The 24,383-nt window shown below is 61.4% G+C and carries 27 protein-coding genes; 19 read left to right on the forward strand and 8 right to left on the reverse strand.

Annotation, left to right across the window (positions count from 1 at the left end; translation table 11 throughout):
* Positions 1-327: 327 nt before the first annotated feature.
* The 8 genes from guaA (at position 328) to nth (CD351_RS03405) (ending at position 8,044) form a co-directional block, all read left to right on the forward strand.
* A complete protein-coding gene (guaA, locus tag CD351_RS03370; RefSeq protein ID WP_111991311.1) occupies positions 328-1,890 on the forward strand; it encodes a glutamine-hydrolyzing GMP synthase in 1,563 nt (520 codons plus the stop codon).
* Positions 1,891-1,926: 36 nt separating this feature from the next.
* Positions 1,927-2,604, forward strand: a complete 678-nt coding sequence (locus tag CD351_RS03375) for a TylF/MycF/NovP-related O-methyltransferase (protein ID WP_111991312.1) — start codon at positions 1,927-1,929, stop codon at positions 2,602-2,604.
* Between the two features lie 109 nt (positions 2,605-2,713).
* Positions 2,714-3,331, forward strand: coding sequence for a YceI family protein (locus CD351_RS03380; RefSeq protein WP_111991313.1), 618 nt, complete (start codon positions 2,714-2,716; stop codon positions 3,329-3,331).
* A 44-nt stretch (positions 3,332-3,375) separates the two neighbouring features.
* Positions 3,376-3,882: a hypothetical protein gene (locus tag CD351_RS15660; RefSeq protein ID WP_162627584.1), complete on the forward strand. Its 507-nt coding sequence runs from the start codon at positions 3,376-3,378 to the stop codon at positions 3,880-3,882.
* A 6-nt stretch (positions 3,883-3,888) separates the two neighbouring features.
* Positions 3,889-4,593 (forward strand): endonuclease III, encoded by a 705-nt coding sequence (gene nth / locus CD351_RS03390; protein ID WP_111991315.1) that lies wholly within the window; start codon positions 3,889-3,891, stop codon positions 4,591-4,593.
* Positions 4,594-4,624: 31 nt separating this feature from the next.
* Complete coding sequence (locus CD351_RS03395) at positions 4,625-5,413, forward strand: hypothetical protein (RefSeq protein WP_111991316.1); 789 nt, start codon at positions 4,625-4,627, stop codon at positions 5,411-5,413.
* A gap of 323 nt (positions 5,414-5,736) precedes the next feature.
* Positions 5,737-7,401 (forward strand): serine hydrolase, encoded by a 1,665-nt coding sequence (locus CD351_RS03400; protein ID WP_162627585.1) that lies wholly within the window; start codon positions 5,737-5,739, stop codon positions 7,399-7,401.
* Positions 7,391-8,044 (forward strand): endonuclease III, encoded by a 654-nt coding sequence (gene nth, locus CD351_RS03405; protein WP_111991318.1) that lies wholly within the window; start codon positions 7,391-7,393, stop codon positions 8,042-8,044. Before CD351_RS03400 ends, nth (CD351_RS03405) begins: the two co-directional genes overlap by 11 nt.
* On the opposite strand, the gene CD351_RS03410 is transcribed toward nth (CD351_RS03405), so the two are convergent.
* On the reverse strand, positions 8,041-8,520 hold the full coding sequence (locus CD351_RS03410; RefSeq protein WP_162627586.1) for a hypothetical protein: 480 nt from the start codon (positions 8,518-8,520) through the stop codon (positions 8,041-8,043). The two genes, nth (CD351_RS03405) and CD351_RS03410, sit on opposite strands and share 4 nt — an antisense overlap.
* A 152-nt stretch (positions 8,521-8,672) precedes the next feature.
* On the opposite strand from CD351_RS03410, the gene CD351_RS03415 reads away from it, so the two are divergent.
* From CD351_RS03415 to CD351_RS03425, 3 genes are all read left to right on the forward strand, one after another.
* The gene (locus CD351_RS03415; protein WP_111991320.1) at positions 8,673-9,647 is read left to right on the forward strand and encodes a nitronate monooxygenase family protein; all 975 of its coding nucleotides are present in this window, start codon (positions 8,673-8,675) and stop codon (positions 9,645-9,647) included.
* The gene (locus CD351_RS03420) at positions 9,647-10,192 is read left to right on the forward strand and encodes a hypothetical protein (RefSeq protein ID WP_111991321.1); all 546 of its coding nucleotides are present in this window, start codon (positions 9,647-9,649) and stop codon (positions 10,190-10,192) included. The genes CD351_RS03415 and CD351_RS03420 overlap by 1 nt, the downstream gene beginning before the upstream one ends.
* Before the next feature lie 138 nt (positions 10,193-10,330).
* The gene (locus tag CD351_RS03425; protein ID WP_162627587.1) at positions 10,331-10,924 is read left to right on the forward strand and encodes a hypothetical protein; all 594 of its coding nucleotides are present in this window, start codon (positions 10,331-10,333) and stop codon (positions 10,922-10,924) included.
* Here CD351_RS03425 and CD351_RS03430 read toward each other — a convergent pair.
* The 5 genes from CD351_RS03430 to CD351_RS03450 all read right to left on the reverse strand — a co-directional run bounded on the left by CD351_RS03430 (position 10,921) and on the right by CD351_RS03450 (position 13,605).
* Entirely contained in the window at positions 10,921-11,409 is a 489-nt protein-coding gene (locus CD351_RS03430; RefSeq protein WP_111991323.1) for a hypothetical protein, read from the reverse strand. The genes CD351_RS03425 and CD351_RS03430 overlap by 4 nt on opposite strands.
* Before the next feature lie 78 nt (positions 11,410-11,487).
* Positions 11,488-12,033 (reverse strand): DUF4402 domain-containing protein, encoded by a 546-nt coding sequence (locus CD351_RS03435; protein ID WP_111991324.1) that lies wholly within the window; start codon positions 12,031-12,033, stop codon positions 11,488-11,490.
* Positions 12,034-12,119: 86 nt separating this feature from the next.
* On the reverse strand, positions 12,120-12,380 hold the full coding sequence (locus CD351_RS03440) for a zinc-finger domain-containing protein (protein ID WP_111991325.1): 261 nt from the start codon (positions 12,378-12,380) through the stop codon (positions 12,120-12,122).
* A 63-nt stretch (positions 12,381-12,443) separates the two neighbouring features.
* Positions 12,444-12,956: a DUF4402 domain-containing protein gene (locus CD351_RS03445; protein WP_162627588.1), complete on the reverse strand. Its 513-nt coding sequence runs from the start codon at positions 12,954-12,956 to the stop codon at positions 12,444-12,446.
* A gap of 70 nt (positions 12,957-13,026) precedes the next feature.
* Positions 13,027-13,605 carry a DUF4402 domain-containing protein gene (locus CD351_RS03450; protein ID WP_111991327.1) on the reverse strand — a complete coding sequence of 193 codons (579 nt, stop codon included), beginning with the start codon at positions 13,603-13,605 and terminating at the stop codon, positions 13,027-13,029.
* A gap of 116 nt (positions 13,606-13,721) precedes the next feature.
* Between CD351_RS03450 and CD351_RS03455 the strand changes: the two genes are divergently transcribed.
* Positions 13,722-14,672, forward strand: a complete 951-nt coding sequence (locus CD351_RS03455; RefSeq protein ID WP_111991328.1) for an ABC transporter ATP-binding protein — start codon at positions 13,722-13,724, stop codon at positions 14,670-14,672.
* A 184-nt stretch (positions 14,673-14,856) separates the two neighbouring features.
* On the opposite strand, the gene CD351_RS15665 is transcribed toward CD351_RS03455, so the two are convergent.
* The gene (locus CD351_RS15665) at positions 14,857-15,024 is read right to left on the reverse strand and encodes a hypothetical protein (protein ID WP_162627589.1); all 168 of its coding nucleotides are present in this window, start codon (positions 15,022-15,024) and stop codon (positions 14,857-14,859) included.
* 268 nt (positions 15,025-15,292) lie between these two features.
* On the opposite strand from CD351_RS15665, the gene nadB reads away from it, so the two are divergent.
* The 5 genes from nadB to CD351_RS03480 all read left to right on the forward strand — a co-directional run bounded on the left by nadB (position 15,293) and on the right by CD351_RS03480 (position 20,236).
* Positions 15,293-16,906 carry an L-aspartate oxidase gene (gene nadB, locus CD351_RS03460; RefSeq protein ID WP_111991329.1) on the forward strand — a complete coding sequence of 538 codons (1,614 nt, stop codon included), beginning with the start codon at positions 15,293-15,295 and terminating at the stop codon, positions 16,904-16,906.
* Positions 16,907-17,005: 99 nt separating this feature from the next.
* Positions 17,006-17,320 (forward strand): GIY-YIG nuclease family protein, encoded by a 315-nt coding sequence (locus CD351_RS03465; RefSeq protein ID WP_111991330.1) that lies wholly within the window; start codon positions 17,006-17,008, stop codon positions 17,318-17,320.
* Between the two features lie 68 nt (positions 17,321-17,388).
* The gene (locus CD351_RS03470; RefSeq protein ID WP_234027203.1) at positions 17,389-18,318 is read left to right on the forward strand and encodes a TraB/GumN family protein; all 930 of its coding nucleotides are present in this window, start codon (positions 17,389-17,391) and stop codon (positions 18,316-18,318) included.
* 320 nt (positions 18,319-18,638) lie between these two features.
* On the forward strand, positions 18,639-19,133 hold the full coding sequence (locus tag CD351_RS03475; RefSeq protein WP_111991331.1) for a hypothetical protein: 495 nt from the start codon (positions 18,639-18,641) through the stop codon (positions 19,131-19,133).
* Between the two features lie 194 nt (positions 19,134-19,327).
* Positions 19,328-20,236, forward strand: a complete 909-nt coding sequence (locus CD351_RS03480) for an alpha/beta fold hydrolase (protein ID WP_111993566.1) — start codon at positions 19,328-19,330, stop codon at positions 20,234-20,236.
* 112 nt (positions 20,237-20,348) lie between these two features.
* Here CD351_RS03480 and CD351_RS03485 read toward each other — a convergent pair.
* Positions 20,349-21,115 (reverse strand): IS5 family transposase gene (locus CD351_RS03485; RefSeq protein ID WP_369880616.1). Its coding sequence is split into 2 segments (ribosomal slippage): positions 20,349-20,780 and positions 20,783-21,115, totalling 765 coding nucleotides; the frame shifts between segments, so codons are not numbered across the junction.
* A gap of 665 nt (positions 21,116-21,780) precedes the next feature.
* On the opposite strand from CD351_RS03485, the gene CD351_RS03490 reads away from it, so the two are divergent.
* Both CD351_RS03490 and CD351_RS03495 read left to right on the forward strand, forming a co-directional pair.
* On the forward strand, positions 21,781-23,805 hold the full coding sequence (locus tag CD351_RS03490) for a ribonucleoside-diphosphate reductase subunit alpha (protein WP_111991332.1): 2,025 nt from the start codon (positions 21,781-21,783) through the stop codon (positions 23,803-23,805).
* A gap of 17 nt (positions 23,806-23,822) precedes the next feature.
* A complete protein-coding gene (locus tag CD351_RS03495; protein WP_111991333.1) occupies positions 23,823-24,380 on the forward strand; it encodes a hypothetical protein in 558 nt (185 codons plus the stop codon).
* The last annotated feature ends 3 nt before the right edge of the window (positions 24,381-24,383 follow it).

Raw genomic sequence — 24,383 nt, forward strand, 5'->3', positions numbered from 1 at the left:
ACCAATTGCGGCGCGCCAGGCTGGAGAGAGAGGACCTGACGGCGCGTCGCTGAAGCCGAGATACTGTTCGATTGCGTGAAACCCAAATGCGAAAATAAGCAACTTATTTGCAAGTTTTGCAACATAGTGGGGCGGCGAAAGCGTAAGCTGCTGATAGAGCGAAGAAACTTAGCAATTGCCCTCTTTTTCGAAAGTTGCAAACTTTACCGCCAGGTAAGCGCATTTTCGCGAGATTCGCTGCGCTCCGAGGGCAGCGCTCTGCTTCTCGACGCAAAAGCGAGCGCACCATGCTGGACTTTGACGGGTGCGCTGGCGTAACCGCCGCGCATGGATGACCAGCACCTCCCAGATTCGATCCTTATCGTCGATTTCGGCAGCCAGGTAACCCAGCTGATCGCGCGCCGCGTGCGCGAGGCCGGGGTCTATTCCGAAATCGCACCGTTCAGCTCGGCCAAAGAGGCTTTTGCTCGGCTGAACCCTAAGGGCATTATCCTGTCCGGTGGCCCGGCAAGCGTCAATGACGACGACCCGCCGCTCGTGCCAGAGGAATTCTATGAGGCGGGCCTCCCGATCCTCGGCATATGCTATGGTCAGCAGGCAATGGCCAAGCAATTGGGCGGCGACGTGCTCAGCCATGACATGGGCGAATTTGGCCGTGCTTTCGTCGATATCAACGAAGACTGCGCCCTGTTCGATGGCATGTGGAAAGTCGGAGAGCGCCACCAGGTCTGGATGAGCCACGGCGACAAGGTCACCGAACTCGCCCCCGGCTTCGTCTCTGTCGGGACCAGCGATGGCGCGCCCTATGCCATCACCGCAGATGAAACGCGCAAGTTTTACGGCATCCAGTTCCACCCCGAAGTGGTCCACACCCCTGACGGTGCGCGCCTGATCGCCAACTTCGTGCGCCATGTCTGCGGTCTTGCGGGTGACTGGACCATGGCCGAGTTTCGCGAAACCAAGATCGAGGAAATCCGCGCTCAGGTCGGGGATGGTCGTGTCATTTGCGGCCTGTCAGGCGGGGTCGACAGCGCGGTTGCGGCGGTCCTCATTCACGAAGCAATCGGCGACCAGCTGACCTGCGTCTATGTCGACCACGGCCTTATGCGCCTCAATGAAACCGAGCAGGTCGTCTCGCTCTTCCGTGACCATTACAACATCCCGCTGATCGCGGTGGACGCCGAGGAGACCTTCCTCGCGGGGCTCGCCGGCGTCACCGACCCTGAAAAGAAGCGCAAGTTCATCGGCGGCGCTTTCATCGACCTGTTCGAGGCCGAGGCAAAGAAAATCGGCGGCGCGGATTTCCTCGCCCAGGGCACGCTCTATCCCGACGTCATCGAAAGCGTCAGCTTCACCGGAGGGCCGAGCGTCACGATCAAGAGCCACCACAATGTCGGCGGCCTGCCCGAACGCATGAATATGAAACTGGTCGAGCCGCTTCGCGAACTGTTCAAGGACGAAGTGCGCGAGCTTGGCCGCGAGCTTGGCCTTCCCGAAGCGTTTGTCGGTCGCCACCCCTTCCCCGGCCCGGGCCTTGCAATCCGCATTCCGGGCGAAGTCACAAAGGAACGCTGCGACATCCTGCGCAAGGCCGATGCGATCTACCTCGAAGAGATCCGCAATGCCGGCCTCTACGATGCGATCTGGCAGGCTTTCGCCGTGCTGCTGCCGGTCAAGACCGTCGGAGTGATGGGCGACGGGCGCACTTACGATTCGGTTTGCGGCCTTCGCGCCGTGACAAGCACAGATGGAATGACTGCGGATGTATTCCCCTTTGACGCTGCCTTTCTCTCGCAGGTAGCCACTCGGATTATCAACGAGGTCAAGGGGATAAACCGTGTCGTCTATGATTACACCAGCAAGCCGCCGGGCACGATCGAATGGGAGTAGGCTGACCCCTGCGCCCTTTTGGGTGGGAGCGCTCGGATGACCGAGCTGACCTTGCGCGGGTTAAGCGCCGATCAGTCGTGGGACTATGAGAACGGGTTCTACTGGCACTCGCACAAGACGCGGCTGAACAAGGCGCTGGCTCATTACGAGCTGTACAAGTCGATAACGGGCCTGCCCGGACACGTGTTCGAATTCGGCGTGTACAAGGCGGCCTCGCTCATTCGCTTTGCGACCTTCCGCGATGCGCTCGAAAATGACTTTGCGCGCCGGATCGTGGGTTTCGATGCCTTCGGCGCCTTCCCGGTAGACCAGCTTGAGAGCGAGGCGGACCTTGAATTCATCGAAGGGTTTGAGGCTAAGGGCGGCGAGGGATTGAGCCTCGATGAAGCGAAGGCCGTGCTGGCGAACAAGGGCTTCGACAATATCGAGCTCGTGGAAGGCAATGTCTTTGATACGCTGCCGGATTACGTGGCGAGAAGGCCAGAAACCCGCATCGCGCTGCTCCACCTCGACTTGGACGTGATGGAGCCGACGCAGTTCGTGATCGAACAGCTCTATGAACGCGTGGTCCCCGGAGGGTTGATCGTCTTCGACGATTACAATGCGGTGGAAGGCGCAACGCGCGTGCTCGACGCGCTAGCGGCCAAGCACAGCCTCAGCATCGAGAAGCTGCCTTTCTACAACGTGCCCGCCTTCGTTCGCAAACCGGGCTGAGCGGATCAGCCCACGCGCTGAATTGCTGCCAATTCGGATCATTTGCGAGGGCGCGGTCTTCTGGTATTCGCTTTCCCGCGAACATTTATCACGCGGGGACATTCCTGATATGAAAACGATGCTTTCTTGTGCCGCCACCGGCGCCCTGCTCCTTGGTGTTGCTGCGTGCGGTACACCCGCCGAAAGCGAACCCACATCGCTCACCGATACCGCGTGGAACGTCGATCCGGCCGCGTCCGAGCTGTCCTACGTCTCGATCAAGGCGGGCGAGATTGCCGAGGCAAACACGTTCGAGAATGTGACCGGCGGCATCACCGCAGAAGGTGCGGCGACGATCGAGATCGACCTGTCGAGCGTTTCCACAGGGGTCGATATCCGCGACGAACGCATGCGCGATATCTTCTTCGTGGTGGCCGACAACCCGACCGCGACCGTCACCGCCCAGATCGACCCCGCGCAGTTCGAAGCGCTCGGCCTCGGCGAAAGCGCGATGACCACGCTGGACGGCACGCTCAGCCTCAAGGGCGTCGAAGCGCCGTTCCAGGCCGACGTCACCGTAACCCGCGCCGCGCAGGACCGTGTGCTCGCCGTGTCGAGCAAGCCGGTGATCGTCGATGCAGGCCGTCTCGAACTCACCGAAGGCCTTGCCCAATTGCAGGAGCTTGCGGGGCTTCCGTCGATCACGCCTGCCGTGCCGGTGACGTTCAGCCTCGCCTTTGAGCGGTAAGCCGTGGGTTTCTCTCGGTCGCCTTTACGCATTCGAATCCTGTCGTGAGCATGCGGATTTTAAGGATCCTGCGGCGACCGAGGCTTTTCTGGCGCTGGTTGAAATGGATGGTTCCGCATGTAGGTGACGATCATGCACGTGCGCTAGTGAGGTTTGACGATTTCCTCGCCTACGCGGTTGGAAGAGGTCATCTACCAGCCGAGAAGACAAGTACAGCTTGGAACCGCGCTTACCGCGCCCGATTGCTCATGAGGAATGAGAGGTTTATTGAGGCACGTGAAGAGTTTGTCGCCCTCACCAAGGATCTCAAGCGAAGCGAAACGCCAAAAGATCGGCGAATAGAGCTCTACGCGAATTACTGGGTCGCGATGCTCAGCACCAATCCAAGCCAGGCAGAGTATTGGGCAGGGCTTGCCGAGACGGAAGGCTTGTCGGGAGAAGGAACGATTTCGCTCCCACTGCCCAGTGCGGGTCGGGATGAGTTTGACGCGGAATTTGAGAAAATCGAGAGGGAATTCGAACGCGAACTGTCTGAGAGAAACAAGGTTTAGGCGCGCATGCAGCTCGACCTTGGCTCTGACCCCCACACCGACATCCTGCGCCGCTTGCAGGCGGCTTTGATCGAGCGGTTCGGGCGAATTGTCCGACCGCCCGAGAAACGCCGCGATCCGGTTTGGGTGCTGGTTCACGGCGTGATCGGAGCGCAGACCAAGACGGCCGCCTCCAACGCTTCGACCGATAGCTTGATCGCGGCATATGGAACGTGGGAGGCGGTGGCTGCGGCTCCGGTCAGCGACTTAGAGGCGCGGCTCCAGCGCCAGACCTTTCCCACCGTGGCTGCTAAGCGGCTCAAGCAATGTCTGACGACAATCATCGAACAACGCGGCTCGGTCGATCTGCGTCACCTGTCCAACCTCGAAACCGCCGAGGCAATGGCATGGCTCGAAATGCTGCCCGGCGTAGCGCGCAAGAACTCCGCCGGGGTCATGAATGCGAGCACCTTCAACCGCCGCGCGATGGTGATCGACGGGCATCACCGCCGGATCATGCAGCGCATGGGAATAGTCTCACCCAAGGCTGATACCGCGAAGACCTATGACGCGCTGATGCCGATCGTGCCGGAGGACTGGTCGGCGGCGGATATGGATGAGCATCACTTGCTCCTGAAAAAACTCGGCCAGACCTTTTGCCGCCCGCGCGCGGCGCTTTGCGAGGAATGTCCTGCCGCGCCCGATTGCGAAACCGCGCGCAAGTCGCCATGACTGCGGACCGGATGAACAGACGGGATCGAACATGAGCTGGGAAGACCAATTTGCTGAAGACGCCGACGCGCGCGAGGCAGAGGCCAGGGGCAAATCGCGCAGCGTAACCGTGGGCTGGACCGTGCGCTTTCCGCAGGGCGGCGATGCGATCTGGTCTCCGCCCAAGCCCTTTACCCGCAACGATCCCAAGCCATCCTCTGCCAAATCGGTGCAGGTCTGCCCCGCAGCAATCGATTTCGACCGTCGGCATTTCGTCATCCCCTGCCCTATCGACCTCAAGCTGTCCTTCGGTCGGCAGGCGAACGGCCAGTTGCAATTGCTGGACGCCGATGGCGAGAAGTCCGCGATGCGCCCACAGGGCCGCGCGAACATGCTGGTGATGCACCCCCAAAACGAATGGCGGCATCCAGAGCGTCCGATCATCCAGATCACCGCGCCCTATGTCTTTGTCGCGGATGAGCCGTGCTATGTCGTGCAGACCGCGCCTTATCTCGACTATTTCCCGACCCCGCGCCCGGGTGTGCAGATGGGCGGGCGCTTCCCTGTCCATATCTGGCCGCGCCCCTTGAGCTGGGGTTTCGAATGGCATGACACGTCGAAACCACTTGTGCTGAAGCGCGGGGAGCCGTGGTTCTACGTGCGCTTCGAGACCGAGAATCCGGGCGCGCATGTGCGGCTGGTCGAGCAGGAGATGACGCCCGAGCTCGACAAGTATCTGGGCAGCATCGTCGATGTCTCGAACTACGTGAACAAGACCTACTCGATGTTCGGCGAAGCGCGGCGGATCAGGCCGGATAAGCTGCTCAAGCCCAAGGGTTAGGCGGGAACCACTGCTGCTGCGAAGCGCGGGAAGCCGTGGATTGATCTGCGTTTCAAGGCAAAGCATCGGGGAACGCAGGTCCGACTGGTCGGGCAGGAGCAGACGCCCGGGCTCGGCACGTATCTCGGCAGCATCGTCGAAGTCTCGAGCAGCGTGAACATGATCTGTTCGCTGTTCGGCAAAGCGCGGCGGATCAGAGAAGGTCCGCTGCTTAGACCCACGGCCACGGTCAAGGCTCGCTCGAACCACGCGGGGTTGCATCCCTTCTAATTCTGCTGTCCTGTGCTAACAACCCGGTGCGGGAGAAGGACATGATTTTGCGAATGAAATTCCCGGCTGCAGCTCTTGCCGCATCAGTGGTTTTAGGTACCCCCTTGTGGGCACAGCCTCTGGATGAAGGCGAAGCTGCACGCGTCGATGCGGTCCTTGCCGATCTCGGTTCTCCCGATGAACCCGGCGTTGCAGTGGGCATGGTGCGGGGCGGTGAGATCGTGCTTGAGCGGTATGTTGGGCTTGCCGACATGTCGAACCGGATCCCGCTGGACGCTGACAGTCGCATCAACATCGCCTCGAACGCCAAGCAATATGTCGGCCTGATGGTCCTCGAGATGGCACGGGCGGGCACCATCGACCTTGACGCCGATTTCCGAACCTATCTGCCCGATGCGATGCCGCTCATCGAAGAGCGCCTGACGGTCGCCGAGTTGCTCACTCACACCAGCGGCGTTCGCGACGTCTATGATCTGTGGGCATTGACCGGGATCACCTGGTATCGCGAACGATTGCGCAATCGCGAGGCTATGGATCTTCTAAACCGCCAGCGAGAGCTGAATTTCGCCCCCGGCAGCGAGTATCTTTACAGCAATTCCAATTATATCCTCCTCGCCGAAATGATCGAAGCGGTCAGCGGCGAGGAGTTTGAAGACTACGCCGCCGGGTTCTTCGATCGGCTGAGGATGGAATCGACCGGCTGGAAGGCATCTCCCGGTTCGATCGTACCCGACATCGCGCGAGCATACGGCAAGTATGACGGATGGCTGGAGGACCCGGCCACAGCGAATATGCACGGCGACGGGTTCCTGTTCACGACGCTTGGGGATCAGCTGAATTGGGAGCGGCAGTTGCAAGGGGCCGGATCGGCATTGTCCGACGCCATCCTCGCACAAAGTCAGCAGCGCCCCAGTGACGCCTTGCCGGGCAATTACGGTTTCGGATTGGAGATCAGCGATTATCGCGGCCTCGCCGAGATTTCCCATGTCGGCAGCACTGGCGGCTACAACGCCTATGTGCGCCGCTTTCCCGAACAGGACCTTGCGATTGTCGTCATGGGTAACACGACCGAGATCGGCGTGGTCGCGCTGGGACGGGCGCTTTCCGATGCCATTCTTGCAGACAGCTATGGAGAGGGCCCCGCCTACCCGACCGGGCCTGCGGTGATCCTTGCGCGGCCTGCCAATGCTGATGTCATCGGGCGATACCGAACCGCTGGCGGAACAATCATCACCATCGTGGAGCGCGACGGAGATCTGTTTCGCGACATCGAGGGGCGCGATCCAGCCCGGCTCATCCATGAGCGCGGCAATCTGTTTGAATATGAAACGGTCGAGGATCTGAAGATCGCATTCGACCGCAGCGAGACAGACGAACGCCGTTTTCGTATATTCTATCCCGGACAGGCTGTGGCAACAGCCCTGACGTTCCCTGCCCCCGGTGATGACGATGCAGCCAAGCGCGCGCTCGAAGGGCGCTACGTCAACGCCGAAAGCGACACCGAAATCGTAATCGCTTTCAAAGGCGCGAACGCATTCACCATGACCAAGAACGGCAGGTCGGGGGATGCGACTTTGGTGTCGCCCGACCTTATTCAATGGAACAATTACCAGTTGCGTTTCGAACGCGGCGAGGATGGCTCGGTCGAAAGACTGCTGGTCGACAGCAATCGCATCCGTTCCGTTTCGTTTGAGCCAGCGCCCGCCGATGCTCGATAAAGGCGCAGTCGAAGAGGTCTACCGCAAACTTGCCGAGGCCATGCCGGGCCGGACCAAGGGCGCCAAAGGCCCCAAGGGCCAGCCCGACGCGTTCCGCTCGTGCATATCGTGTATGCTCTCCGCGCAGTCGCTCGACCGGAACACCGCAGCGGCGACCAAGGCGCTGTTCAAGCTGGCGACGACGCCCGAGGCCATGCTTGCGCTTGACGACGAGGTGATCGCGAAGGCGATCAAGCCGTGCGGCCTCTACAACAACAAGACCAAGAACATCCGCAAGTTCTGCACCGCGCTGATCGAGGAGCATGACGGCGTCGTCCCCGACACGCGCGCGGGGTTGATGAGCCTGCCCGGCATTGGCCGCAAATGCGCCGATATCGTGATGAGCTTCACCTTCGGGAAGGATGTGATCGCGGTCGACACGCATGTTCATCGCGTGTGCAACCGGATCGGGCTGACCGAGGCTAAGACGGCGGAAAAGACCGCTCAGCAGCTTGAAGAGCGCAGTCCGGAATGGGCGATGCGCGATGGGCATTTCTGGCTGATCCAGTTCGGCAAGCGCGTGTGCCGCGCGCGCATTCCGAAATGCGACATCTGCGTCGTCAGCGAATTGTGCGAAACCGGCCCGATCGAGCGCGGGGATTAGGCAATGGCTGCGCTGCGCTGAGCCGAACCGGGCCAATGCAGGATGTGCTTCTGCACGAGGCCACCCGCTATGGGAGCCAGAACGAGCGGGACGATGGCCATGGCATAAACCCCCCAGTCCAGCGGCTGTCCACCGAGCTTGAATGCCAGCAAGGTCACGCTGACGAGCGTTGCAGCGACCAGACCGCCCGTCAGGGGGCCTTGCCACCATGCCGCAGGGGTGAGGCGCAGAACCGCAAGGCCGATCGCCGTGCCAAGAGGAGCGACAATCAGGAAGGCGGCGAATACCGCAGCGCCCGCTCCCACCGTCGCGAACATGGCAAGGAAGGTGAGCATATTGCCAACCGCGCCGTGCGAACTGGTCGCGCCGACCAAGGCAGCGATGATCGCAATGCCCAAGAAATAGACGAGCGCCGTTGCAACGAGGCCGGCGAAGAACAATTCCGGCGTTCCCGGTGCGGGTTTTTCGTGCATCATGCGCTCTCCCCCAACAGCTTTGTCTTGCCCTGACGTTACGGCGCGCAGCGTCATGGCAAGGCCCTTCCAAGACCGCGCTTGCACCGCAGCCTATATTCGGCTTCTCTCCGATGCAAATTTTGCCATCAAGACAAGAGAGGAGCCTCCCGACCATGAAGACCGCAATCACCGAGCTTTTCGGCATCCAGCATCCGATTATCCAGGGCGGCATGCACTATGTCGGGTTCGCCGAGATGGCAGCGGCGGTGTCGAATGCGGGGGGTCTGGGCATCATCACCGGGCTGACGCTCGGCACGCCCGAGAAACTCGCCAATGAAATCGCGCGCTGCAAGGACATGACCGACAAGCCGTTCGGGGTGAACCTCACCTTCCTTCCCACCGTCAACGCGCCTGATTATCCGGGGCTTGTGAAAGCGATCATCGACGGCGGGGTCAAAGCGGTCGAGACAGCGGGCAACAACCCTGCGCAGGTGCTCCCCTTCTTTAAGGATGCAGGCGTCAAGGTGATCCACAAATGCACCAGTGTTCGCCATGCGCTCAAGGCCCAGTCGATCGGCTGCGATGCGGTGAGCGTCGACGGTTTTGAGTGCGGCGGCCATCCGGGCGAGGACGACGTGCCCAATTTCATCCTGCTGCCGCGCGCGGCGGACGAGCTTGAAATACCCTTCGTCTCCAGCGGCGGCATGGCCGACGGGCGCAGCCTTGTCGCAAGCCTTGCGATGGGCGCAGAGGGCATGAACATGGGCACCCGCTTCATCGCCACCAAGGAAGCGCCGGTGCACGAAAACGTCAAGGCTGCGATTGTTGCGGCGTCAGAGCTCGACACGCGCCTCGTCATGCGCCCGCTGCGCAACACCGAACGGGTGATGACCAACGATGCGGTCGAGGAATTGCTGAAGATCGAAAAGGAGAAAGGCGCGGACCTCAAGTTCGAGGACATCATCGAACAGGTTGCAGGCGTTTATCCGCGCATCATGGCCGAAGGCGACATGGATGCAGGCGCGTGGAGCTGCGGTATGGTCGCAGGTCTCATCAACGACATCCCGACCTGCAAGGAACTGATCGACCGGATCATGGCCGAGGCCGAAGAGATCATCTCCAAGCGCATGAGCGGTATGCTGGCCTGATGGCCCGGGTTCCTGCCAGTCGCGCTGGCGCGGGCGCAGCAATGCTCGCCATGCTGCTCGCCGGGTGCTCCGGGAGCGAACCGGCGGGCGGCGATGCGGGTAGTGAGGCTGGCGGCGAGAGCGAAACTGCGAGCATTGCCACCTGCACCACGCCCCCGCAAAACGGGGCGATCCTGGAACGCGATGTCGAGAAAGGCACCGGCCCGCACACGGTCGCGATCGTCAACACGTCGGCTGGCAGCACAATCGTCAACGTGCGCGATGCCGCGTCTGACGATCTCGTCCTTTCGTTCTTCGTGGCCGAGGGGAGCGAGGCGCAGGTCAGCGACGTGCCGGACGGCAATTACCGCATCCAATATGCCACAGGCGCGGCGCTGGCGTCCGATTGCGCCAGCTTTGCCGCATTGCAGGGCGCGTCACAGGACCCCGAGACGGTCGAATTCCCATCAGGCTCGGCCATGACGCTCACTTATGAGCTGACGCCGATGGTGGGCGGAAACTTCGACGGCGAGGTCATCGATCCAGCCGCTTTCGCAGCCGACTGAACCCGAGCAATAGGCCAATTCCCCTAGGGCGCGCGAAGCGTTTTGTTTGCAGAAATCCGCGATTTTCGGAGCTGGGATCAATCGGGAATTGAGTTCGGCAGGTCGCCCAATGACCAGACGAACGGGGCGGGAGCGCAGATGCTTGAATGGATTGGGCTTGGCGGCTGGATCGTGTCCAGCTTTACGACCGGAGCGGCGGGCTGGCTGCTCGCAAAAAAGCTGGGGCCGCTGCGGCCTTCGCACAGCGTGCGGCAATCGGTGGCACGCATCGGTCCCTTTTTTACACTGACCCTCGACGATGAGAGCAGCCGGTTCGCTCGAAACGAAAACCGCCGGTCGGGTGATCAACCGGTCGCGCTTCCATCGCGCTCTCGTATGGCAACAGCGTATGAGTACACGTCACCGCGGGCCAAGGCGCGGCAAACCATGTTCGCACAGATGCCTCCGCTTAATGAATTGCGCGAGGAAGTGGAAGCGATCCGCCAGGCCGAGCGTAGCGGTGCGCCTTTGGTGATCGAGAGCGCAGGGGATTCGCTGCCTGTCGCAACGGAGCTGGCTTCAATGGATGTGCTCGTTAATTACAGGCGCGCGATCGCGCGGCTCCGGTCGCGGAGGGGCGACCCCTTAAAGGAAGAAGTGCAGCATGAGGAAATCCGGCTTACACCTTCAGCTGAGCATCACCCGATCGCTACCGACCAAGCGGCTGAGACCAAGCGCTGTCTGCAAGCTTAGCCGTCGCTATTCTCTGCACGGGTGTAGGGAATGAAGTCTTCAAAGAAGACAGCGCCCGTGAAAAAGCCGTTCAGCGGGTCAATCGTGTTGACGATGTCGAGCCTGCAAACCTGGCTGGCGTTGAAGCGCCGCGAGACAAGGGCGTCGCGATCGTCGATCCGTTCAGGGTGCTTGGTGCGCTGAACATAGATGGTGTTCCCGCGCCCATAGACGATCGCGGTTTCATCGATGATGGTCACCGGCTGGTTGAGCGTGTTGCGAATGCAGCGTTGCGGTTCGCCTGCGACGCGCCCTTCGAGCAGTTTCGCAAGGCGCTCTTCGCCCTTGGTCATCTCGGCTGCTGGTTCCTCGCCGTGTTCTTCGGCCCCGTTTTTCTCAGCGATGGCAGGCTGCGATGCGGCCAATGCCAGCGCAGCAATTGCCGCTGCGGGGACGCCTTTGCGAAAGAGGGGCGAGCGAGAGAGGGGTGTTACCGGCTTGGTCATGTCGCACTTCTCCGATGTTGTCGTGAGAAAGCTATGACAGGCTAGCTGAATAGGGGATGAGCGCGGCGATGAACGCAATTACTGGTATTCGAGCGTCACCGTGAATTCGCCCGAATAGACGCCGGGCGCCTGATCGGCAGCCACTTGCAATCTGCCCGCCATGGTGAATGAGAAATACCCGTCCGGGTTAATGATGCGAAATCTGCGTGGATTGGTGTTGATGATGATGGGCGGGCGGCTTCCGATCAGGATCTGGTCCATGATCATCGTCTCCGTGCCCCCTTCACGCGTCAGGGTGTAGGAATTGGCATCGACATTGATCAGCACGCGCTGGTTGAAACTGCCATATCCCCAGAAGCGGGCCGGCTGCTGCGTCCCGCTTATCTGAACAACGCCCCCGGTTGTCGTGACTGCGCCGGTGGAATCCATGACCACCGTGCCATCGGTGTTGCCGGGAATGATCTGGCCGAAATCGAGGTCGAGCTCCTTTACGAAGCTCAGCGGCGTCACGAGAAAGGCTTCCGCGTTCGACGGCTGTGTCGCTTGCGCGGACGCGGCGGCAGGAATCGCGAAAAGCGACATAGCTACCAACGCAAAGGCGAGAACCATCTTCCCAAGCTGCATCGAAAATCCCGTAAACCCGTTTTGTTCAGCGCTACAGCAAACAGGTTAACCCGCACTTGAGATGCGTCAGAAAATGCGTTCGATGTTCAGCGATGGCCGGGGTCGGCGCCTTCGGAGATATCGGGCAGGCTCGCCTGGTCCACTCCGTCCGCCGGGCCGCCCTTGAGAACGAAGCGCCGGTCGCAATAGCCGCAATCGACATAGCCGTGCTCGTCAATCTCGAGATAGATCCGCGGATGGCCGAGCGCAGCCGGGCGATAATTGTCCCCGCCGCGAATGGCGCTTGCGCCGTCACAACTGACGCGGCGCGTGTCTACCATAATAGTTTCAGGTGGAGGCGTGTTCATGGGCGCGTGGATTAGTCGGGCTGGAGGCCGATTTCAACTGGGCAAATGCGACCTGCTGGCAAGTCAGTTGTAGTCGATGATGACCGTGAAGAACCCCAGATAGCTTCCCGGTTCCTGATCGGCTGCAACATCCAGCGTGCCCGCGACGCGAAAATCGAAGCTGGTTCGGAAGAAATATGCGGGCAGGCCGAAGAAGCCGGGGCGGTCGAAATCGGTGCTGAAATCGCGCAATCTCATCGTTTCGCCCGGCAGGCTGATATGTGTCAGCTCAATCGTGTCGCCCGCCTGCGGCCCGTCATAGCTGGGAAAATCCGCAAGGATCTGGCGGGTGATCAGAAATTCCGCCGCCGCCGGATCGCCGCCAAGCGACTGGACCGTGCCGGTGGTCGAGACATTCCCGGCAGGATTGATCGTGATCGTTCCACCGTCGGTGCCCGGCAGGATGTCTCCGAAGTTCAGATCGCCGAGCTTTTCGATGCGCGTTTCGCCCGGAATACGAACCACAGCGGTCGTGCTTGACGCATCCTGCGCCTGTGCGGCCTGAGGGGCGGCAAGCCCCAAAAGAGCGAACAGCATGGCGCAGATCAGAAGAAGCCTCGTCTGCGATAAGCGGGCGTTTCGCAAGGATAGCACAGGCATTGCAGACCTATTGGTAATCGAGGCGGATATCGAAGGTGCCGGTATAGATACCGGGCAACTGGCCCGCATTGACGTTCAGCGTGCCGCCGACACGGAAAACGAAAGTGCCGTCCGCAGACCCGATCGTATACCGCTCCCAGTTGGGGTTGGAGCGGACCGGAACGAGGTCGGGATCACCGTCGATCGTTATGTTGGTGACGGTCATGTCGGTGCCGGGCCCTGTCAGCGCGATCGTGTTGCCGATCGGCCTACGTACGCGCACGCGCTGACCCGACTGACCAAGGCCGACAAAGGTGGCGGGCACGCATTCGGCACTGTGAATGACGCCGCCGGTCGTGGCGCAGGTTGCGGTTGCGGTCGGGGTAAGAACCACCGTGCCGCCGGTGGTGACCACCATGTCTCCGAAATCGAGATCGCTGAGCTTCGTGATCGAAAGCGGCGTGATCACCGCCGCGCGCGCATCGTAGCTGTCGCTCGACCGCGCATGAGCCGCGGTCGGCAGCGCCATGGCGGCGGCGAGCAGCGCACAGGTTGCGGCCACGCGGCGCGCCAATCCGACGCCGGGAATCGAAGCGAATCTCTTCATCACGCTCCCGGCAATAGGGCGAGAGCGTCATCCGATGCTGACCACACCTGGTTAACGCGCCGGTTACACATTGCGCCCTTTGCGCGCGCAAACTTCATGCGTAAGGGCTTTACGCCATGAACCCTCCTGCCATCCGCATCGACAATCTGGTCAAACGCTACGCCGCGCCGAAGGGCGCAAAAGGTGCAGAGGCGCAAGGCAAGCTGGCGCTCAAGGGCGTGAGCTTCGACGTGCCCGAAGGCTCGATCTTCGGCCTTCTTGGCCCCAATGGCGCGGGCAAGTCGACGCTGATCAATATTCTGGCCGGTCTCGTTAACAAGACCAGCGGATCTGCCGAGATCTGGGGCTTCGATATCGACACCCAGCGCCGCAATGCCAGCCGAGCGATCGGGATCGTTCCTCAGGAAATTGTGTTCGACCCGTTCTTCACGCCGTTCGAGGTGCTTGAGAACCAGGGCGGCTTTTATGGCATTCCGGCCAGTGAGCGCCGCAGCGAGGCTCTGCTGGAGGCCGTGCGCCTGTCGGACAAGCGCAATGCTTATGCCCGCACCTTGTCCGGCGGGATGAAGCGGCGGCTGCTGGTGGCAAAGGCGATGGTCCACTCGCCGCCGATCCTCGTGCTCGATGAACCGACCGCCGGGGTCGATGTCGAACTGCGCCGCCAGCTGTGGGAGCTGGTGACCGAATTGAACCGCGAAGGCGTAACGGTGGTTCTCACCACGCACTATCTCGAAGAAGCCGAAGAGCTTTGCGACGAAATCGCGATCATCAATCACGGCGAACTTATCGCGAAGAAACCGACCCGCGAACTGATCGACATGGCGCGCGAGAAGATCGTCGCGGTGACACTCGCCTCCGACCTCGCCGCCGCGCCTTCGCACGAGGCGTTTCACAAGGTCGAGCTGACCGGGGTTCGCGGGGTCGAGGTCACTTATGATAAGGACCGCCTGAGCGCGGGTCAGGTTCTTGCCATCCTGCAGGAACAGGGCCTCACCATCGAAGACGTGACTACGCGCGAGGCCGACCTTGAAGACGTATTCGTCCAGCTGACGGGAACGGGCGCCTGAACCGTGCCCCTTGCCCCGTGACCCGTGCCCCGTGCCCCGTGACCCGTGACCGACGTTGCCCTGCAGGTCCCGGGTAGCGGTGGTCCCATTGCAGGGGCCGCCAATTACGACGGACAGGTCAGCGTGGCCGATGATCTCGATTGTTTCGCGCTCGGCGAATAGGCCCTAGCCGGTTGCCGATTTATCAGGCCGTCTCAACCGAGGCTTCGCGCCACTTGCGGTGAGATTTGCGCTCTATCGGTTTGCCGCAATGGCGGCATGCACCGACATAGCATTTGCCATTCCATTCGACATCGCGGCGCAGGGGTTCATGGCTACCGCGCAGGCAATTGATCGAGGCTATAACGGACATGGAGCTTGCGACTTCACGTAAGGGGTTGGGTGCTCTCTTGCTTACCGGCTCTATCTGCACGCGATCATGCTCTGGGGTGTAGCATGGGCATCGTGCTGGCTCGCCGTTAAAACATCTTACCACCGCTGAAATGACACTCCCATGTCGCCTGCCTCGCTTGATCGCAGGCGGCAGGCGGTTCACGCGATTTGAGTCACGACTCACCGTGCGATCGGACATGAACGGCTCACCCTTGCCAGTCGAAGCGACACGAGCCATGGCAGGAGGAATGGAAAAACAAGCACCATCCGAAGCTTTTGCGAACGGCGAGTTCGATGTCATCGTTATAGGCTCCGGGGCTGCCGGACTAACCGCTGCGCTCGAACTTGCGACCCGGCTTAAAGTGCTTGTGCTGGCAAAAGGCTCGCTGACCGGCGGTTCTACCGCATGGGCGCAAGGGGGGATCGCCGCGGTTCTCGATGCGGGCGACACGTTTGAGAACCACGTGCGCGACACGATGGTGGCGGGTGCGGGGCTCAACGATATCGAAGCGGTCGAATTCGTGATCGAACGCGCGCCTGAAAGCATCGAACGGCTGGTCGAGCTGGGCGTGCCTTTCAACAAGGATACCGATTCCCTACACCTCACCCGCGAAGGCGGGCACTCGCATCGCCGGATCGTGCATGTCGACGATGCGACCGGGTGGGCGGTGCAGGAAGCCTTGCTGAAAGCGGCAGATGCCAGCCCCAACATCACCATGCTGGGCGGGCGCACCTGCATCGACTTCATCACCGACCGCCACCGTGAACATTATTCGGGCGCGGGCCATGTCTGGGGCGTCTATGCCTTGAACGAGGAGACCGGCGCGGTCGAACGCCACGTTGCGCGCGCGACCATCCTTGCTGCGGGAGGCGCAGGCCGCGTCTACCAGTTCTCGACCGCCCCGCGCGGCGCGACCGGAGACGGGATCGCGATGGCATGGCGGGCAGGCGCGCGCGTTTCCAACATGGAGATGATGCAGTTCCACCCCACCTGCCTCTACAATCTGGAGGTCAAGAACTTCCTCATCACCGAGGCCGTTCGCGGCGAGGGCGGGCGGCTCTTTCATCCTGAGACCGGCTACCGTTTCATGACCGATTACGATGCCGAGCGAATGGAGCTTGCCCCGCGCGATATCGTGGCGCGCGCAATCGACGACCAGATCAAGCGCTTCGGCCTCGATTACGTCCACCTCGACATCAGCCACCAGCCAGCCGACTTCGTGAAGGGGCATTTCCCGACGATCTACGAAAAGCTGATGGGCCTTGGCATCGACATGACGAAGGCGCCGATCCCTGTCGTGCCCGCACAGCATTACACCTGCGGCGGCGTGGTGGTGGACTTGTATGCCCGAACCGATCTGCCGGGGCTTTGGGCGGCGGGCGAATGCACCGAAAGCGGCCTTCACGGCGCGAACCGGCTTGCGTCCAACTCGCTGCTCGAATGCTTCGTTTTCGGAGAGGCTGCGGCATCCGACATCCTCACCATGTGGGAGGAGCTGCCGGAACCGCCCGCGATCCTGCCGTGGGACGAAAGCCGCGTTTCGGATTCAGACGAGCAGGTCGTCATCAAGCAGAACTGGACCGAGATTCGCCGCTTCATGTGGAACTATGTCGGCATCGTTCGCACCACAAAACGGCTCGAACGCGCGCAGCACCGGATCGAGATGCTCAAGCGCGAGGTCGAGGAATATTACGGCAGCTTCGTCGTCACCACCGACCTCATCGAACTGCGCAACCTGTTGCAGGCAGCAGAGCTGATCGTGCGCTCAGCATTGGCGCGCAAGGAGAGCCGCGGGCTGCACTTCACGATGGACTACCCCGAGACGAGCGACGTGGTGAAGGACACGGTGTTGGTGCCGTGAGCCCCCCTGTCATCCTCGCGAAAGCGGGGACCCAGGGGCTGATCAGAACCACGTGATCCTAGGTTCCCGCTTTCGCGGGAATGACAAAGTGGGGTTATTATGCAGCCGAACTCCCTCCCGACGGTTTACCTCCTCGCTTCCAAACGCAACGGCACCCTCTACTGCGGCGTAACCTCCGATCTCGCGGTCCGGATCGCGCAGCACAGGGATGGGACATTCAGCGGATTCACCAAGGAATACGGCGTCAACCGTCTCGTCTGGTTCGAGCATCATGGCGACATGGGAGCCGCTATCATTCGAGAGAAGCGCATTAAGAAATGGCGCAGGGCATGGAAGCTGGAGCTTATCGAAGCCGAAAATCCGCAATGGAAGGATATGGCCGAGAAATTGGGTTTCGATCCTTTGCCATCCTAGCGTCCCGCGAACGCGGGGACCCAGCGCGTTCAAGCGGTATGCAGCTTTGAAGGGATATCGAAGCCGCCATGCGTACCATCCCCCTCCTGTTCGCCCTGACCGCGCTTGGTGCTGCTCCCGTGGCGGCCCAAGACCCTGCCCCGACCTCGCAAAGCCAGATCGTCGTCACCGCTCAGCGCTCCGGCGCGCCGATGTGGTTTATCGAGACGCCGACCGGGACCGTTATCCTTGTCGGCGAGATTCGCGCTGTGCCCAAGTCGACGCCGTGGTTTCCCGACCGGCTCGAGGAAGCAACCGAGGAAGCTGACCGCGTCATCATCCGCGCGCGGCCCAAGTTTTCGCCCGGCGATGTGCTGCGGCTGATCTTTCGCGGGGGGAGCTTTACCAAGCTGCCCGATGGCTCGGTCGCTGCCGATTACCTTGACGCAGCTCAGCGCGCCCGGCTCGCCGCGCTCGAAGCGGAGTACGACAAGGACTATGATCGCGGCTCCTTCCTGATGACGAGCTTTGACCTCCTCGCGCGGCGGCTCGACTTCGATGACGAGACGACCGACGATGCGACCGAGGTGGTGAAGGATGCCGCCGATGATGCCGATATTCCGATCATCCGGCCAGAGCGCTTTCGCGGCGAAGACCTGCTCGATAACCTCGCCGAAGCCGATCCGCGCAGCCACATTCCCTGCCTCGAAGCCGCGATGAGCGCGACCGAAGCGGGGCCGGACATCATCGAGAAACGCGGCGCGGACTGGCGCCGGTATGATGTGCCGGCGGTGATGGAAAACCCGCTCGAAATCGCGCTTGGCCAGTGCTGGCCATGGGCGGATGATGAGCTGGGCGAAGAGATACGCGGGCAGTGGGTCAGCATGATCGCCGATGCCTCCGAGCAGTCCGGCGTCACCGTCGCGGTGGTCCCGTTGCGGGTGCTGGCCGAAACGGACGGCGTGCTCGACCAGTTGGAGGCGCAAGGCTTCCCCATTGGCGGTCCGAACTGGCGCTAGGGCGCGTTCGAATTCAGCGAATTACCGACCGATCAGGCGACTACACTTGTCGACGCCACTATGTCGTTCGTCGCGTTTTATGTCCGCCAAACGATAGATTTGCCCGTTGGCAGAGCCGTGATTGATAGAATCGTGCTCAAAGTGCACTTTTCACATGGCTGCTGAGGGAGACCCCGATCTACCCCGTTTCTCTCCCAAAGCACCTGATCGACCCTAATGCTGAAAGCTAAAGCGGGCGTGGGCTGATGCCCTGCTGCTCCAGGCGTTTTCCGGCCGATCATCCGACAAGACCCAACCCGTTTGGAAAAGAGGATGATCCAATGAAGACCCCCGTTAAGTTTGCAATCGCTCCTGCCGCCGTTCTGGCTGCTGCTCTCGCTTTCGCCGCGCCTGCCGCTGCCGAGCATTCCGACGCAATCGTCGTCACCTCGCCCGAAAAGTATGCCGAGTGGCGCGAAAACGCCAACGCGACGCTCAACCGGGCGCTTCAGCGTGAGCCTGCCCGCCGCAATCTGCGTCCGGCCTCGGGCATCGTCCAGCTGACCTTTGAAATGGGCGACGATGGCAAGCCTGCCAATGTCGAGCTGGTCACCAATACCGGCGACCGCGCGTCTGCCCGCACGGCTCAGCATGCGCTGCGCTGGCTTGGTGATATGAGCGACGTGCCCGTTGCCGATGCCGAGAACGCGCAGTTCCTCGCCAACATCATCTTTGCCGAAAGCCCGCGCGAATATCGCGAGCTCAATGCGCAGCTCCAGCGCACCGAAAGCGCCCGCCTTGCAGCAGGTGACGACTTTATCACGCTTGGCGGCTAGCAGCCCCTGGCCTGCCAAGTCGCTGTCCCGTCCGGTCTTTCTCGTGCGTATTGCATCCGCGCGAAAAGGCCGGGCGGGGCCTTTGCTTTGTGCCGCATAGCTGCGCCTCGACGCTTGATCTGACCGGGCAAAGGCGCTTTGTTCATTATCGTATTGAACAAGGCCCCACACGAAGGGCGCAGCAGGAGCAGATTATGCCGCACATCACGGCCAACGGAATTGAGCTGTGTTACGAAACCCACGGCAATCCAAGGGACGAAACGATCCTGCTTGTCATGGGGCTAGGCGCGCAATTGGCGCACTGGCCGATCGAATTTGTCGAGGCGCTCGCTTCGAAGGGCTATCACGTCGTGCGCTACGACAATCGCGACATCGGCTTGTCGCAAAAGATGGGCGATGCAAAGCCGCCCAAGCTGGTCTGGCAATTGCTGCGCAAGCGGATCGGCTTTCCGATGGCGGTGCCTTACACCCTGCGCGACATGGCCGATGACGGGATCGCGCTGCTCGAAGCGCTCGAGATCGAACGCGCGCATGTGGTCGGCGCGTCGATGGGCGGGATGATCGCGCAGCTGATGGCGATCCACCATGCCGAACGCCTGCTCTCGCTCACCTCGGTCATGTCGACCACCGGCAATCCGCGCCTGCCCCAGGCGGAAAAGCGCGCGATCGAAGCGCTCACCGCGCCGCTGCCCTCGATGGAGGAGGAGGCCGTGATCGAGCACGGCATCAACATCGCGCGCAACATCACCGGCCCCGGCTTTCCCGCCGATCCCGAAGCGCGGCGCAAGCGGGTGCAGGCGCTGGTTCAGCGCAGCGTCTATCCGCCCGGCCTGCCGCGTCAGCTCGCCGCGATCATCGACGATGGCGACCGGCGCTCAAGGCTGGCTCAGGTGACGACGCCCACGCTGGTGCTTCATGGCGAGGACGATCCGCTGGTGAAGCTCGAAGCAGGCAAGGATACAGCGAAGCACATTCCCGGCGCAAAGCTCGTCACCATTCCGGGCTGGGGGCACGATCTGCCGCTCGATCTGGTGGACCGCATGGTTGATGAGATCACCGGGCACACCCGCTCGGTCAGCACAGCGCAAAGCGTGAGCGCCTGACCGCGCCGCCCCAGCCGCGCGCCCGGTCCATCAGCGCAGCGCCCTGGTTAATCGTGCACTGGATCGCTTCGATCACCAGCGCCACCCCAAGGGAGCGCTTTAGGGTCGGGACTCAATTAGCCCACCAGATGATGGCGGCGACGATGAGTATTGCAGAGAGGAAGATGTCTGCGCGCTTGTCGTAGCGGGTGTGGATGCGTCGGAAGTCTTTCAGGCGGCAGAAGAAGCGTTCGATCCCGTTGCGCTGCTTGTAGGCGAGAGCGTCGTATGTGTGCGGGTGTTTGCGGGTCGGGTTGGGCGGGATGACTGGTTCGCAGCCGTGCTCGGCAAGCCAGTCGCGCAGGGACCGCGCGTCATAGGCGCGATCGGCCAGCAGGCGGCGGGGCGCACCGGTGATGGCCAGCAGATCGCGCGCGCCTGTCAGATCATGCGTGTTGCCGGGGGTCAGGACCAGAGCGAGGGGCCGTCCCCGCTCATCGGTCAGGGCGTGAACCTTGGTGGTACGACCGCCGCGCGAGCGCCCGATACAGTGATGGAAGGCCCCCCTTTTGCGCCCGCTGCCGAGCGATGCGCCTTGATGTGCATCGAGTCCACCGAGGCGGTGACCCCGCCGATCACCCCGCTCGATCCGGTCAGAGCATAGAAGATGTCTTGCCACACGCCCTGTCGGCTCCACCGGTTGAAGCGGTTGTAGACCGTCGTGTAGGGACCATACTCAGAAGGGCAATCGCGCCACCGGGCACCCGTCTTGAGCATGTGCATGATCCCCGAGATCACGCGCCGATCATCAACCCGCCGTGCACCGCGCCGACCACGGGGCAGCAAAGGCTCAATCGCCGCCCACGACTGATCGTCCAACCAGTAAAGATGCTTGCTCATCCAAGGCTCCTTCCAACAGCCTTGAATCACCAATCACTCAACAGCACCAGTCCTTATTGAGTACGGACCCTAGTGCCGGTCGATCAACTCATTGGCGAAGGTTTCCGTGGTTCGACATGACGCTAGGGATAGCGCCCGTTGGGGCCGTGCGCGCAATATAATTTCCACGCCGCCTGCTAATGATTCACGGCTTGATTCAAATGATTCAATCACCAAATTTTTCTTCACAGATTCATTTTGGGTCTTGCGCGTCTCGCGACTCAAGCTTTGACCACGCGTCGCGGCGTTGCAGCATGACAATACACCGGCCTGCCTGAACGAATTAGGGTTAATCACCCGTTGACCCGATACCCGCGCTGATTCAGTATCTAGTGGTTCGGTTCGCGTTGGACCCCCAAATTATAGCGCTCACTCTCGAGCCCCAAGCACAACAGCAAAGGGCGCGATCAGGGAAGGAGTCGCTGCGACAAAGGGGCAAAACGGGGCCGAATGTTGATGTGTTGGCGGATAAGCCTGTGAGCCCGGAGGGGCAAAGCAGTGCAGAAGCTGTCGATGGATTGGTGCAGAACAGAATCGGAACATGCGCGCTTTTCGGATAAGACGAGCGAAACGCAAGCAACCGATTCGACGAGAACGCGACTGAGTTGACGCGAAACGGGGCAGTGATGGAATTCAAGGCAGGTGACGAAGTGCTTAGTGATGCTGACACCGGGGAAACCCTCGGCGCCGAAATCAAGAACGAAAAGGCCGTTACGATGGACAAGTCGGATTCAGGTAGCGAGGAACTGATCGCAACCAAAAGCGCAGAAGCGCTGGGCAATGCCGTGGCGCAGGCCGCCAAGGCCGCAGCCACTCCCGACAGCAAGAAGGTCAACGACCGCCGCTTCGACGTGCAGATCGACGAAGCGCGCGATGCGAACCTCACCGAATTCGGCAAGGAAACGCTGACCGACCGCTACCTGCTGCCCGGTGAGAAGTATCAGGACCTGTTCGCCCGCGTCGCCGATGCATATGCCGACGATCAGGATCACGCACAGCGGCTCTACGATTACATCTCGAACCTGTGGTTCATGCCCGCGACCCCCGTTCTTTCAAACGGCGGTACGGCGCGCGGCCTGCCGATCTCGTGCTATCTCAACTCGGTGTCCGACAGCCTCGACGGCATCGTGGGCACCTGGAACGAGAATGTCTGGCTTGCCTCCAAGGGCGGCGGCATCGGCACCTATTGGGGCAATGTGCGCGGCATTGGTGAGCCGGTCGGCCTCAACGGCAAGACCAGCGGCATCATCCCGTTCGTGCGCGTCATGGATTCGCTCACGCTGGCGATTTCGCAAGGCTCGCTGCGGCGTGGGTCTGCGGCCTGCTATCTCGACGTCAGCCACCCGGAGATCGAGGAATTCCTCGAAATCCGCAAACCTTCGGGCGACTTCAATCGCAAGGCGCTGAACCTGCACCACGGCGTACTGCTGACCGACGAGTTCATGGAAGCCGTGCGCGACGGGTCGGAATTCGACCTCAAGTCGCCCAAGACCGGCGAGGTGCGCGGCACCGTCAATGCGCGTTCGCTGTTCCAGAAGCTGGTCGAATGCCGCCTTGCAACGGGCGAGCCTTATATCGTCTTCTCCGACACCGTGAACCGAATGATGCCCAAGCATCACCGCGATCTGGGCCTCAAGGTCTCAACCTCGAACCTGTGTTCGGAAATCACGCTGCCGACCGGTATCGACCACCTCGGTAACGATCGCACCGCGGTCTGCTGCCTCAGCTCGCTCAACCTTGAGAAGTGGGACGAATGGTCGACCGACAAGCAATTCATCGAAGACGTCATGCGCTTCCTCGACAACGTTCTTCAGGACTATATCGACCGCGCACCCGACGAAATGGCCCGCGCGCGCTATTCGGCTGAGCGGGAGCGTTCGGTCGGCCTTGGCGTGATGGGCTTCCACTCCTTCCTCCAACAGAAGGGGCTGGGCTTTGAAAGCGCAATGGCCAAGGCGCTGAACCTGAAAATGTTCAAGCACATTCAGGCCAAGGCGTCCGAGGCTTCGATGCTGCTCGCGCAGGAGCGTGGACCTTGCCCCGATGCGGCCGAAATGGGCGCGATGGAGCGTTTTTCCTGCAAGATGGCAATCGCGCCGACCGCGTCGATTTCGATCATCTGCGGCGGCACGAGCGCCTGCATCGAGCCGATCCCGGCCAACATCTACACGCACAAGACGCTTTCGGGCAGCTTCGTCGTGAAGAACCCGTATCTTGAAAAGCTGCTCGACAAGAAGAGCAAGAACTCGAACAATGTCTGGAACTCGATCCTCGAGAAGGGCGGCTCGGTTCAGCATCTCGACTTCCTTACCGAAGAGGAAAAAGCGAGCTTCAAGACCAGCTTCGAGATCGATCAGCGCTGGCTGCTGGAATTTGCAGCCGACCGCGCGCCCTATATCGACCAGGCTCAGTCGCTGAACCTGTTCATCCCGGCTGACGTCGACAAGTGGGACCTGATGATGCTGCACTTCCAGGCATGGGAGAAAGGCATCAAGTCGCTCTATTACCTGCGCTCGAAGTCGGTTCAGCGCGCCGGTTTTGCAGGCGGGGTCGAAGCGGACAACACCGCCGACGCGGCCAAGTTCGAACTCGCCGCTGGGTCGGCAGAAGGCGGGCAGACCGATTACGAGGAATGTTTGAGCTGCCAGTGATCCGAGCCGGCAGTTTCATGACAAGACGCGGTCCAACCCCCGGTTGGGCCGCGTTTTGCGTTGCGCCATGCCTTTTTGCCTCGGCACTGGGCCTCGCGGCTTGCGCCCCCGCACCCGCGAACGAATTCGGTCGCACCGCCGCCGGCAATGTCGTGATTGCGGATGAGGAATTCTGCTCGCTTCGCATCGCAGGCTCGCCCAGCGACATGACCGTCATCGCCGGGCGAGAGGGCGAATTCGTGCGCGTCAGTTTTGATGCGGGCCCCATTACCCCGCCGGATAACAGCGAAGATGCGGGCTATTTCGGATTTCTCCTGCGGCTTTCAGATGGCCGGAGCGAGGAGCTTGGCGAGGGCACGATCCGGTTTCTCGACGATGGCACCGGGCCTGCTTTCATGTCCGCCGCACCCGGCTGGGTCGCGCGCGATCTGGCGATTGTCGAGGAGGTGCGGTTCGTGTGGGATGACGAAACGGTAAGCACGGTCGCCGCGCCGGCGGGGCTGGGGGAGGAGGCTGCGCTGCTGTCCGAGTGTATCGGCAGACCCCTGAGCGATTTTGCGGACACAGCCCCATAACGC

It is taken from the genome of Erythrobacter sp. KY5, assembly GCF_003264115.1.
GTDB lineage: Bacteria > Pseudomonadota > Alphaproteobacteria > Sphingomonadales > Sphingomonadaceae > Erythrobacter.

Excerpts from the sequence above, each read along its gene's own strand:
- guaA (WP_111991311.1), top strand. The coding sequence starts at position 328 with ATGGATGACCAGCACCTCCCAGATTCGATCCTTATCGTCGATTTCGGC.
- CD351_RS03375 (WP_111991312.1), top strand. The coding sequence starts at position 1,927 with ATGACCGAGCTGACCTTGCGCGGGTTAAGCGCCGATCAGTCGTGGGAC.
- CD351_RS03380 (WP_111991313.1), top strand. The coding sequence starts at position 2,714 with ATGAAAACGATGCTTTCTTGTGCCGCCACCGGCGCCCTGCTCCTTGGT.
- nth (WP_111991315.1), top strand. The coding sequence starts at position 3,889 with ATGCAGCTCGACCTTGGCTCTGACCCCCACACCGACATCCTGCGCCGC.
- CD351_RS03395 (WP_111991316.1), top strand. The coding sequence starts at position 4,625 with ATGAGCTGGGAAGACCAATTTGCTGAAGACGCCGACGCGCGCGAGGCA.
- CD351_RS03400 (WP_162627585.1), top strand. The coding sequence starts at position 5,737 with ATGAAATTCCCGGCTGCAGCTCTTGCCGCATCAGTGGTTTTAGGTACC.
- nth (WP_111991318.1), top strand. The coding sequence starts at position 7,391 with ATGCTCGATAAAGGCGCAGTCGAAGAGGTCTACCGCAAACTTGCCGAG.
- CD351_RS03410 (WP_162627586.1), bottom strand. The coding sequence starts at position 8,520 with ATGATGCACGAAAAACCCGCACCGGGAACGCCGGAATTGTTCTTCGCC.
- CD351_RS03415 (WP_111991320.1), top strand. The coding sequence starts at position 8,673 with ATGAAGACCGCAATCACCGAGCTTTTCGGCATCCAGCATCCGATTATC.
- CD351_RS03420 (WP_111991321.1), top strand. The coding sequence starts at position 9,647 with ATGGCCCGGGTTCCTGCCAGTCGCGCTGGCGCGGGCGCAGCAATGCTC.
- CD351_RS03425 (WP_162627587.1), top strand. The coding sequence starts at position 10,331 with ATGCTTGAATGGATTGGGCTTGGCGGCTGGATCGTGTCCAGCTTTACG.
- CD351_RS03430 (WP_111991323.1), bottom strand. The coding sequence starts at position 11,409 with ATGACCAAGCCGGTAACACCCCTCTCTCGCTCGCCCCTCTTTCGCAAA.
- CD351_RS03435 (WP_111991324.1), bottom strand. The coding sequence starts at position 12,033 with ATGCAGCTTGGGAAGATGGTTCTCGCCTTTGCGTTGGTAGCTATGTCG.
- CD351_RS03440 (WP_111991325.1), bottom strand. The coding sequence starts at position 12,380 with ATGAACACGCCTCCACCTGAAACTATTATGGTAGACACGCGCCGCGTC.
- CD351_RS03445 (WP_162627588.1), bottom strand. The coding sequence starts at position 12,956 with ATGCTGTTCGCTCTTTTGGGGCTTGCCGCCCCTCAGGCCGCACAGGCG.
- CD351_RS03450 (WP_111991327.1), bottom strand. The coding sequence starts at position 13,605 with ATGAAGAGATTCGCTTCGATTCCCGGCGTCGGATTGGCGCGCCGCGTG.
- CD351_RS03455 (WP_111991328.1), top strand. The coding sequence starts at position 13,722 with ATGAACCCTCCTGCCATCCGCATCGACAATCTGGTCAAACGCTACGCC.
- CD351_RS15665 (WP_162627589.1), bottom strand. The coding sequence starts at position 15,024 with ATGTCCGTTATAGCCTCGATCAATTGCCTGCGCGGTAGCCATGAACCC.
- nadB (WP_111991329.1), top strand. The coding sequence starts at position 15,293 with ATGGAAAAACAAGCACCATCCGAAGCTTTTGCGAACGGCGAGTTCGAT.
- CD351_RS03465 (WP_111991330.1), top strand. The coding sequence starts at position 17,006 with ATGCAGCCGAACTCCCTCCCGACGGTTTACCTCCTCGCTTCCAAACGC.
- CD351_RS03470 (WP_234027203.1), top strand. The coding sequence starts at position 17,389 with ATGCGTACCATCCCCCTCCTGTTCGCCCTGACCGCGCTTGGTGCTGCT.
- CD351_RS03475 (WP_111991331.1), top strand. The coding sequence starts at position 18,639 with ATGAAGACCCCCGTTAAGTTTGCAATCGCTCCTGCCGCCGTTCTGGCT.
- CD351_RS03480 (WP_111993566.1), top strand. The coding sequence starts at position 19,328 with ATGCCGCACATCACGGCCAACGGAATTGAGCTGTGTTACGAAACCCAC.
- CD351_RS03490 (WP_111991332.1), top strand. The coding sequence starts at position 21,781 with ATGGAATTCAAGGCAGGTGACGAAGTGCTTAGTGATGCTGACACCGGG.
- CD351_RS03495 (WP_111991333.1), top strand. The coding sequence starts at position 23,823 with ATGACAAGACGCGGTCCAACCCCCGGTTGGGCCGCGTTTTGCGTTGCG.